The organism is uncultured Romboutsia sp., assembly GCF_958366745.1.
Classification (GTDB): Bacteria; Bacillota; Clostridia; order Peptostreptococcales; family Peptostreptococcaceae; genus Romboutsia; species Romboutsia timonensis.
Genome location: NZ_CATXCO010000081.1, coordinates 1 through 9,390 on the forward strand (window position 1 = coordinate 1; position 9,390 = coordinate 9,390).

Annotated in this window: 9 protein-coding genes, 1 tRNA gene, 1 other RNA gene and 1 other annotated feature; of the genes, 10 read left to right on the top strand and 1 reads right to left on the bottom strand. The window is 28.3% G+C overall.

Annotation, left to right across the window (positions count from 1 at the left end):
• Positions 1-470: 470 nt before the first annotated feature.
• From Q5F54_RS07005 to Q5F54_RS07045, 9 genes are all read left to right on the top strand, one after another.
• Positions 471-995, top strand: a complete 525-nt coding sequence (locus tag Q5F54_RS07005) for a transcription repressor NadR (RefSeq protein WP_281538566.1) — start codon at positions 471-473, stop codon at positions 993-995.
• 168 nt (positions 996-1,163) lie between these two features.
• Positions 1,164-1,383 (top strand) — a binding site (T-box leader).
• Positions 1,384-1,548: 165 nt separating this feature from the next.
• Positions 1,549-2,832 carry a serine--tRNA ligase gene (serS, locus tag Q5F54_RS07010; RefSeq protein WP_281538565.1) on the top strand — a complete coding sequence of 428 codons (1,284 nt, stop codon included), beginning with the start codon at positions 1,549-1,551 and terminating at the stop codon, positions 2,830-2,832.
• 510 nt (positions 2,833-3,342) lie between these two features.
• Positions 3,343-3,795, top strand: a complete 453-nt coding sequence (locus tag Q5F54_RS07015; RefSeq protein ID WP_071121462.1) for a nucleoside deaminase — start codon at positions 3,343-3,345, stop codon at positions 3,793-3,795.
• Positions 3,796-3,798: 3 nt separating this feature from the next.
• Positions 3,799-3,890 (top strand) — tRNA-Ser (locus Q5F54_RS07020).
• A 28-nt stretch (positions 3,891-3,918) separates the two neighbouring features.
• An RNA gene (gene ffs / locus Q5F54_RS07025) (signal recognition particle sRNA large type) lies at positions 3,919-4,183 on the top strand.
• 153 nt (positions 4,184-4,336) lie between these two features.
• A complete protein-coding gene (gene dnaX, locus Q5F54_RS07030) occupies positions 4,337-5,974 on the top strand; it encodes a DNA polymerase III subunit gamma/tau (protein WP_302334148.1) in 1,638 nt (545 codons plus the stop codon).
• Positions 5,975-6,037: 63 nt separating this feature from the next.
• A complete protein-coding gene (locus tag Q5F54_RS07035) occupies positions 6,038-6,382 on the top strand; it encodes a YbaB/EbfC family nucleoid-associated protein (protein WP_071121460.1) in 345 nt (114 codons plus the stop codon).
• Between the two features lie 11 nt (positions 6,383-6,393).
• Entirely contained in the window at positions 6,394-6,993 is a 600-nt protein-coding gene (gene recR / locus Q5F54_RS07040) for a recombination mediator RecR (protein ID WP_281538563.1), read from the top strand.
• Between the two features lie 48 nt (positions 6,994-7,041).
• Positions 7,042-7,251: a hypothetical protein gene (locus Q5F54_RS07045; RefSeq protein ID WP_281538562.1), complete on the top strand. Its 210-nt coding sequence runs from the start codon at positions 7,042-7,044 to the stop codon at positions 7,249-7,251.
• A gap of 117 nt (positions 7,252-7,368) precedes the next feature.
• On the opposite strand, the gene Q5F54_RS07050 is transcribed toward Q5F54_RS07045, so the two are convergent.
• Complete coding sequence (locus Q5F54_RS07050) at positions 7,369-8,565, bottom strand: glycosyltransferase (RefSeq protein ID WP_281538561.1); 1,197 nt, start codon at positions 8,563-8,565, stop codon at positions 7,369-7,371.
• A gap of 179 nt (positions 8,566-8,744) precedes the next feature.
• Between Q5F54_RS07050 and Q5F54_RS07055 the strand changes: the two genes are divergently transcribed.
• Positions 8,745-8,975, top strand: coding sequence for a glutaredoxin family protein (locus Q5F54_RS07055; RefSeq protein WP_281538560.1), 231 nt, complete (start codon positions 8,745-8,747; stop codon positions 8,973-8,975).
• Positions 8,976-9,390: the final 415 nt, after the last annotated feature.

Consider the following 9,390-nt stretch of genomic DNA (forward strand, 5'->3'; position numbering starts at 1 on the left):
CTTTAGCGGCAATGGTACTTGGTGGGCGACCGCCTGGGAGAGTAGCACGTAGCCATGTAATCTTTTTTTTATATAATGCCTTTAAGTGATAAAAATCATCTTAAAGGCATTTTTTACGTACAAGGAAATTAATATATAAAAATTTTTTGTGTATAGGTTATAAATATAAATAATATTAATAACTTCAGAAACGTAAAAAATGACATTTTGAAATGCTTCGCCCACGCAGTGGCTCAAGCAACGGATGTGACCGAAGCGGTAGCAAGTGTCATATCGCTGGCGACATGAGCGTAGCGAATTTTTTATTACTATATTGTTTTAAGCCTTGTATCAATTTATTAGTTAATATTATGATAGGATTATACAAAATAAAATATACAATGATATAATATAGATTAGTGATACAGATTATAAATAGATAATTATATAGAGTAGAATTATAATTTAATAAGTTTGGAAGAGGGTAAATTATGAAAGTTAAAGAGAGAAGAGAGTTATTATTAAGTATATTAAATAAATCAGCTAAACCTATAAAGGGTGATGAGTTAGCAAATACTTTAAATGTAAGCCGACAAGTAATAGTTCAAGATATAGCTTTAATAAGAGCTACAGGTGTAGATATAATAGCTACACCTCAGGGTTATGTAATATATAATACTAAAGTAACGACTAAAACTATAGAATGTAAAAATCATGTTAATGGAGATGAGTTTTATAATGAATTAAAGACTATAGTAGACTTAGGTGGTAAAGTAAAAGATGTAATAGTAAAACATCCGATCTATGGAGAAATTAAAGTAGATTTAGATATAGATTCTAATAGAGATATAGACGAATTTATGAAAAAAGCCTCAAGTGATGAGTTTAAACAATTATCAACATTAACAAAAGAGAGTCATTTACACACAATTGAAGCAAAAAGTGAAGAGATATTAGATGAAATTGTTTCGTCATTATTAGATAAAAATATACTTGTAAATAATAGAAAAAAATAGTTTATAAAAAATTATAGAGTACTATTTTGTAAAAAAATAATCTAATTATATAGACATTACTTGTAAAAATAAATACTTTAACTAAAATAAAATAATAAAAAGTTTGAATAATACTATTGAAACTTGGTTATATATATAATATAATGATTATCAAATAAAACAATTAGTTTAAAAGCTATGAAGGAAAATAGTAAAAAATATGTTTGTATTCAGAGAGTGAGTGGTTGGTGTGAACTCATTACAATGATTTTTGAATCCATTCCAGAGCTTCTAATCGGAAATAATAGTAAGATTAGACGTATACCTACGTTACAGGATTGAGAGGACTATACATAAAACGTATGGTCAATTAGGGTGGCAACGCGGATCAAAGACTTTCGTCCCTTTTTATAGGGGGATAGAAGGTCTTTTTTTATTATAATTAATTGTTTTAGGAAAGCTATTCAATAAAAATCTTAAGATAAATTTTAAAGAGATAACGTTATCTAAATGTACATATGTATTGAAAAATAAGCTAGAAAATAGCTATAAAATAAAAATAGGAGGAAGTAAAATGCTAGATATAAAAAGAATAAGAGAAAATTTAGAAGACATAAAAAAGGCAATGGATAGAAGAGGGGAAAAAGAATTCGATCTAGATGCTGTAGTTGCCTTAGACGATAAGAGAAGAGAATTACTTAAAGAAGTTGAAGTAATGAAAAATGAGTTAAATGTTGAATCTAAGAAAATACCTCAACTTATAAAAGAAGGTAAAGATGTAGATGCTGCAAAAGCTCAACTAAAAGAATTATCAGACAAGATAAAAGCTATAGATGAGCAAGTTAGAACAGTTGAAGGTGAAATGGAATATAATTTAATGAGAATACCTAATGTTCCTCACCCAGATGTTCCACAAGGAACTACAGATGAAGATAACGTTGAAATAAGACAATGGGGAGAAACTCCAAAGTTTGATTTCGAAGGTAAAGCACACTGGGATATAGGTACAGGTCTTGGAATATTAGACTTTGAAACTGCTGGTAAAATAACAGGTTCAAGATTTACTTTATACAAAGGATTAGGAGCAAGACTTGAAAGAGCTATCATAAACTTCTTCTTAAATACTCATACAGAAGAACATGGATATACAGAAGTTTTACCTCCTTTCATGGCAAATAGAACAAGCTTCATAGGAACAGGACAATTACCAAAGTTCGAAGAAGATATGTTTAAAATAGAAGGAATGGAATATTTCTTAATACCAACTGCAGAAGTACCAGTAACTAATATACATAGAGATGAAATATTAACTGCAGATCAATTACCTATAAAATATTGTGCATATACTCCATGTTTCAGATCTGAAGCAGGTTCTGCTGGTAGAGATACAAGAGGTTTAGTAAGACAACATCAATTCAACAAAGTTGAATTAGTTAAATTCTGTGATCCTCAAAACTCTTATGAAGAGTTAGAAAAATTAACTAACGATGCAGAAAGAATGTTACAATTATTAGGATTACCATACAGAGTAGTTAGAATATGTACAGGTGATTTAGGATTCACTGCAGCATTCAAGTATGACTTAGAAGTATGGATGCCAAGTTACAACAGATATGTTGAAATATCTTCTTGTTCAAACTTTGAAGATTTCCAAGCTAGAAGAGCTGGTATAAGATTCAAGAGGGATAAAAAATCTAAAGCTGAATACGTTCATACATTAAATGGTTCAGGATTAGCAGTAGGAAGAACTTTAGCTGCTATATTAGAAAACTATCAACAATCTGATGGATCTGTAGTTGTTCCAGAAGTATTAAGACCATATATGGGTGTAGATGTTATAAAGAAAAATGAATTATAAGATATAGTTTATATAAATATAAGAGTATCCTAAGATTATTATTTTAAGATACTCTTATATATTTTTAATAAGATATAGTATTAAATATAATTTATTAATGATTAAGTCTAAAACTTTACTATAAATATATTAACTCGTTGTGCTAATTGAATATGATTATTGAAAATACTATAGTCTAAAAATCTACATCTTGATAGCTAAAAAACTATATAGTAATTTCAATAGGTTTAGTAAAATAACGAGTAAAACAGATTAATTAATTTATTGTATTAGATAAATTATATTTTTGAAAATACTAGCGTTTATAATAAAAAAATAATTACTAAAAAACTCTATGTAGTATTTTAAATATGTGTAGGGAATAAGTAGCACGATAGAGTAAGTTATTTATTTTGTATATAGAGCACTATGCATATATGAGTTTATATTATAGGATTAATATTTAAATTTAAGTTGAAATATAAAATAAACTATGTTAATATAAACTTGTTGTAAGTTTTAGGAGGCGATATGGAAAACTCATACTACATGAAAGAGGCTTTAAAAGAAGCAAATAAAGCATATGAAAAAGGTGAAACACCTATAGGAGCTGTAATTGTAAAGAATAATGAAATTATAGCAAGGGCTCATAATTTAACTGAAACGTTAAATGATTGTACAGCTCATGCAGAAGTTTTAGCTATAAGACAAGCTTCAGAAAAGTTAGGTGGATGGAGACTAGTTGATTGTGATTTATATGTAACGATGGAGCCGTGTATAATGTGTAGTGGAGCAATAGTTCACTCTAGAATAAAAAAACTTATAATTGGAACAAAACATATAAAAAATGCATATACAGAAAAACAACATGAATTTAAAATAGATTATTATAAATATAATAATATCGAGACCACATTCGGTATATTACAAGAAGAATGCTCTAATATATTACAAGAATTTTTTAAGAATTTAAGGAAAAGATAATATGGAGAGTTGGTCGAGATGGTCGAAGGCGCTCGCCTGGAAAGTGAGTATACGTCAAAAACGTATCATGGGTTCGAATCCCATACTCTCCGCCAGAGAATATTAAATATGGTTGTAATTTTGCTGTACTAGATGGGGAGGTAGCGGTGCCCTGTAACCTGCAATCCGCTATAGCAGGATTGAATTCCATCTAGAGGCTTTTGCTTTGTAAGGCTGCCCTAAATAAGTGGTGTTGACGTTTAGGTCCTACGCAACGAAAACTCATGAACCCCGTCAGATCCGGAAGGAAGCAGCGGTAAGTGACCACTTTCGTGTGCCGTAGGGGTGCCTAAGCCGAGCTAACTGTTTAGGTAACGCTTGTAAGGCAAAGTCAATAGATGGTGTACAGCATTTATATATAAAAATAGAATCCCTTTAATCAGGGATTTTTTTAATATCCAAAATTGTAATTTATATAACTTTATTAAAGATAATGATATAATATTTCAAGATATAGGAAATTAATATATTAGATTGATTTTTACATTAAGGAGAGAGAGGAATGCATAAAGCCTTATATAGATCGTATAGACCTCAAAATTTTGAAGATGTTGTAGGTCAAGAACATATTATAAGAACATTAAAAAATCAGATAGAGAACAACAATGTAGGTCATGCTTATTTATTTTCAGGTACAAGAGGTACAGGTAAAACATCAACAGCTAAAATATTTGCAAGAGCTGTGAATTGTGAGAATAGTATAAATCAAGAGCCTTGTAATGAATGTGAAGTATGTAGAGACATATTAAATGACAATGTGATGGATGTCGTAGAAATAGATGCTGCGTCTAATAATAGTGTAGATGATATAAGAGAGCTTAGAGAAAGCGTTAAGTATTCTCCAACTAAGGCTAAATATAAAGTATACATAATAGACGAGGTACACATGTTATCTCAAGGTGCATTTAATGCCCTATTAAAGACTTTAGAAGAACCACCATCATATGTAATATTTATATTAGCTACTACAGAGCCACATAAAATACCAGCAACAATTTTATCTAGATGTCAAAGATTTGACTTCAAAAGAGTTACAGTTAAAGATATGACTGATAGAATGAAAAAAATATGTAATGAAGAAAATATAGAAGTAGAAGAAAAGGCACTTAATTTAATTGCTAGAAACTCTCAAGGGGCATTAAGAGATGCTTTAAGTATATTAGACCAGTGTATATCTTTTTCAGATAATAAAATAGAATATAAAGATGCTGTAGAGTTATTGGGAACAGTTAATATAGAACAATTATTTGAGATGGCTCAGTCAATAATAGATCAGGACACAAAGAGATCTCTACAAATACTAAATGAGTTTGTTGTATGGGGGAAAGATATAAGAAATTTAATAAATGATTTAATAGATCATTTTAGAAATTTAATGGTATGTAAAGTATCAACTGAATTAGATGAGATTATATCACTTCCAGAGGAAACAATAAAGCTATTAAAAGAACAATCTAAGATAGTAGATGTAAATGATTTAATAAGAATTTTAAATATATTATCAGAAACTCAAGATAATATGAAAACATCATCTAATCCTAGAGTATTAGCAGAAGTCACTATTATGAAAACTGCTCAACCTATGTTTGATGAAAGTAAAGAAGCTTTAATAAAGAGAATAGAAAATCTAGAAAAAACTATTGAGAGTGGTAATATAAAAATAAATACAATAGAGAACAATATATCGACTAATGAAATAATTATAGAGAAAGAAGAACCTGAAGAAATAGTATATGAAAATGTAAAAAGTGAAGATGTTAAATTAATAGAGTCATCATGGCAGAAGATAAGACAGAAAATAAAAGAAGATAAAGTAAATAAACAGATGCCGGTATATTTCTTATTAGGTGATGTGAGTGGGTTTAATGTTTATAATAATAACTTATATATAATTTATGGACATGGATTTGAATTTGCAAAGAAAAGATTAAGTAGCCCAGAAACTATATCATATATAGAACAAATGATAAGAGAAACTATTAATAGAAGCTTTAGTATAAAAATAATATTAGAGTCTGAAGTTAAAAATATAGAACTAGAAATAAAAAATGAAAAAGTGGACAAAGGTGAAGAAATACTAAAGTCTATAGTTAAAGATGATATACTTGAAATAAGGGATAATGAAGAAAAACAAGATTAATAATAAAAAAGATTATGATATAATAATAAAATATAGAAAAAATTTTAAAGGAGGATTTTAGTTATGGCTAAAAGAGGTTTTGGAGGCGGAATGATGCCTGGAAATATGAATAATCTATTAAAGCAAGCTCAAAAGATGCAAGAAAATATGCAAAAAATGCAGGCTGAATTAGAAGCAAAGGAGATAGAGTCTTCTGTTGGTGGAGGAGCTGTTACTGTAAAGGTTAATGGTAAGAAAGAATTAATAGATATAAATATAAAACCAGAGGTAGTTGATCCAGATGATATAGAAATGTTACAAGACTTAGTTTTAAGTGCTGTTAATGAAGCATTAAGAAGCGTTGATGAAATGCAAGCAAGTCAAATGAGTAAAGTAACTGGAGGAATGAATATACCAGGATTATTTTAGTAGGTGATTATATGCAAGTTTATACAGGGCCTATAACTAGGCTGATAGAAGAGTTTTCAAAGCTTCCTGGGGTTGGAAGAAAAACTGCTCAAAGATTAGCATTTCATATTATAAATATGAATACTAATGATGTAGAATCTTTATCTAAAGCTATAATAGAAGCTAAGAGAGAAATAAAATACTGCTCTGTTTGTTGTAATATAACAGATACAGACCCTTGTAGTATGTGTTCTAATAAGAATAGAGACTCTAGTGTAATATGTGTTGTAGAAGATCCAAGAGATGTAGCTGCAATGGAAAGAACTAGAGAGTTTAAAGGTCAATATCATGTATTAAATGGTGTTATATCTCCTATGGATGGTATAGGACCTGATATGATAAAGATAAAAGAGCTTATACAAAGATTAGGAACACAAGATGTAAGAGAAATAATAATGGCTACTAACCCAACGATAGAAGGGGAAGCAACAGCTATGTACATAGCAAGGCTTTTAAAACCTATGGGTATAAAAGTTACAAGAATAGCACATGGTCTACCAGTAGGCGGAGATTTAGAGTACGCAGATGAGGTTACTATATCGAAAGCTTTAGAAGGTAGAAGAGAAATATAAAAAATCGAGGTACATGCCTCGGTTTTTATGTTTTAGTAGGAGTATAATATGGAAACAACTATGACTTTAGAAAAATATAAATCTATGAAAAAAGCTAAAAATGTACGAGAAGAAAAAAAATTAAAGAATATAGATATAGATGCTTTGATTAAGAAAAAGTCTAAAAAATCTTCAAGTAATGTACGTAGTGAATTTAGAAATAATTATAAGAACTATCAATATGATTATGAAGAAGATTTTTATGAGCCTAGATATTAAATTTAAAATTTTTAGGTAAAGATATTTAAATATTTTTATAGTAAAAGAGAGCCAAGCGATAATAAAATATCTCAAGGCTCTTTTTTATAACTGGATTTGTTTAGAATATATTAAAATTTATTCGTTATCAGTTAATATATCTACGACTAAGTTAGATATATTAACTGCCGAATCGAATTTACGTATAGACTTTATATTTTTTCTAAGATTATCTAGCCTAGAAGGGTCATCGATAAGTACTTTTAGTAAAACAGGTAAGCTATACTTTTTAGTTGTTCTAAGTGCGGCACCACAATTAGTTAAGAAATCTAGATTTTCTTCTTCTTGACCTGGTATAAAGTAAGGAACAATCATAGGAACATCATTAAGTAATGCTTCTGTAGTAGTAAGACCACCAGGTTTTGATATTAATACATCGATAGAAGCTAAGATATCATTCATTTTATTTGTATATCCTAATAAACATATATTTTTATTATGTATAGTAGAATCTAGCATTTTAGATAACTTATCTTTTAGATGTTCATTTCTACCAGTTATTACCAATATTTGAAAATCTCTATCTATAGCAATCAAATCTTCTAATGTTTCTTTTATGTTACCAGCTCCGAAACTTCCACCCATAAGTAAGACAGTTAATTTTTCAGGAGATAAGCCAAGTTCAGTTAATACAGTCTCTCTATCTCTATGACTTAAGAAAGATTTTTCAACAGGGATTCCGAAAGCCTTAACTTTTTCACTGTCAACTCCTTCGTATACTAGCAACTCTTTAACATATTCATGTCCAACAATATAATAATCAATTTCATTTTGAATCCACGTTGAGTGGGTAGTATAGTCTGTTAAAACGGATATCATAGGTGGGATATCCACTTTAGTAGATTTATAGAAGCTTTCACTTCGACTTAAAGAATGAATATTATTATTTTTTTTAAGTGTACTAAGGGCTATCATAGGAAATGGATGAGTTCCTATAATTAAATCTGGCGTAGATTCATTTAGTAAATGTTTAAATTTTCTAGCCATTAAAGATGTTAGAGGGTTTGTTTTAAATTCATTTTTCGAAGCAATAGTAGTCTCTGAAAATCTATATACACTACCATATGCCTTAGGTGTATATAGCGCTGATTTCTCATAACCTCTAGAAATTACTTTATCCATTGTATTATTAACTAACTTTAAACTATCGACAATCTCACATTCTATAGACATATTATCTATAGTTCTACTTTCAAGCTCTTCTTTAATTGCGCGAGCAGCTCTATTATGTCCACCGCCAGTAGATGCTGACATAATTAGTACTTTTTTGATCATAAAATTTCCTCCTAATATAATAGAGTTATATTGAACAATAACATAATTTTATGTATTATTAATTATACTTTAAAAAACTAAAATATTATATAGTATAAATTATTATTAACTGATATGTGATAATAATAATCTAATATAATAAAAAAATACAAGTATATAATGCTTAGGAGGTATATTAAATGAAAAAGGTAGAGATATATACTAGTGATACCTGTATACAGTGTATTAAAGCTAAAGAATATTTAAAAAATAGAAATATAGAACTTAAAGAGTATAATATATCTAAAGACTTAGAAGCTAAAAGAGAGTTGATAAAGATGGGATACATGTCTATTCCAGTTATACTTATAGATGGAGAGCATGTATTAGGATTTGATTTAAATAGAATAGAAAGTTTATTAGAAAAATAAATTAAAAAAGAATTAGTAGTAGATGAATTCTTAAAATATGTTTACACTAATTCTTTTTATTAATTTTGAAAAGAATATAAAAAAGAAATGCGTAAATACTATTACTACTGTAAAAGGTTAAATTAAGTTATATATAGCTGTATAAACCTGATGAAATAGGGGGATTCTAATATAGAATAATTTTTAACATAGAAAGATAAACATAAATATAAATAAAAAATATAAAAAAACTTTAAAAAAAGTATTGACGATATAAATTAAAGATGATATATTATTACTTGTCCTTAAGAAAAGGGCAAAACAAAATAAAACAACTTAAAAAATAAGTTGACAAAGTAAAATAACTTTGGTAAACTTAAGAAGTTGAAAGAAAGAACTTTGAAAATTAAACAGTAGGTTAATTTATAGAATTGAA

Coding starts and splice junctions, on each gene's coding strand:
- Q5F54_RS07005 (WP_281538566.1), top strand. CDS start 471: ATGAAAGTTAAAGAGAGAAGAGAGTTATTATTAAGTATATTAAATAAA.
- serS (WP_281538565.1), top strand. CDS start 1,549: ATGCTAGATATAAAAAGAATAAGAGAAAATTTAGAAGACATAAAAAAG.
- Q5F54_RS07015 (WP_071121462.1), top strand. CDS start 3,343: ATGGAAAACTCATACTACATGAAAGAGGCTTTAAAAGAAGCAAATAAA.
- dnaX (WP_302334148.1), top strand. CDS start 4,337: ATGCATAAAGCCTTATATAGATCGTATAGACCTCAAAATTTTGAAGAT.
- Q5F54_RS07035 (WP_071121460.1), top strand. CDS start 6,038: ATGGCTAAAAGAGGTTTTGGAGGCGGAATGATGCCTGGAAATATGAAT.
- recR (WP_281538563.1), top strand. CDS start 6,394: ATGCAAGTTTATACAGGGCCTATAACTAGGCTGATAGAAGAGTTTTCA.
- Q5F54_RS07045 (WP_281538562.1), top strand. CDS start 7,042: ATGGAAACAACTATGACTTTAGAAAAATATAAATCTATGAAAAAAGCT.
- Q5F54_RS07050 (WP_281538561.1), bottom strand. CDS start 8,565: ATGATCAAAAAAGTACTAATTATGTCAGCATCTACTGGCGGTGGACAT.
- Q5F54_RS07055 (WP_281538560.1), top strand. CDS start 8,745: ATGAAAAAGGTAGAGATATATACTAGTGATACCTGTATACAGTGTATT.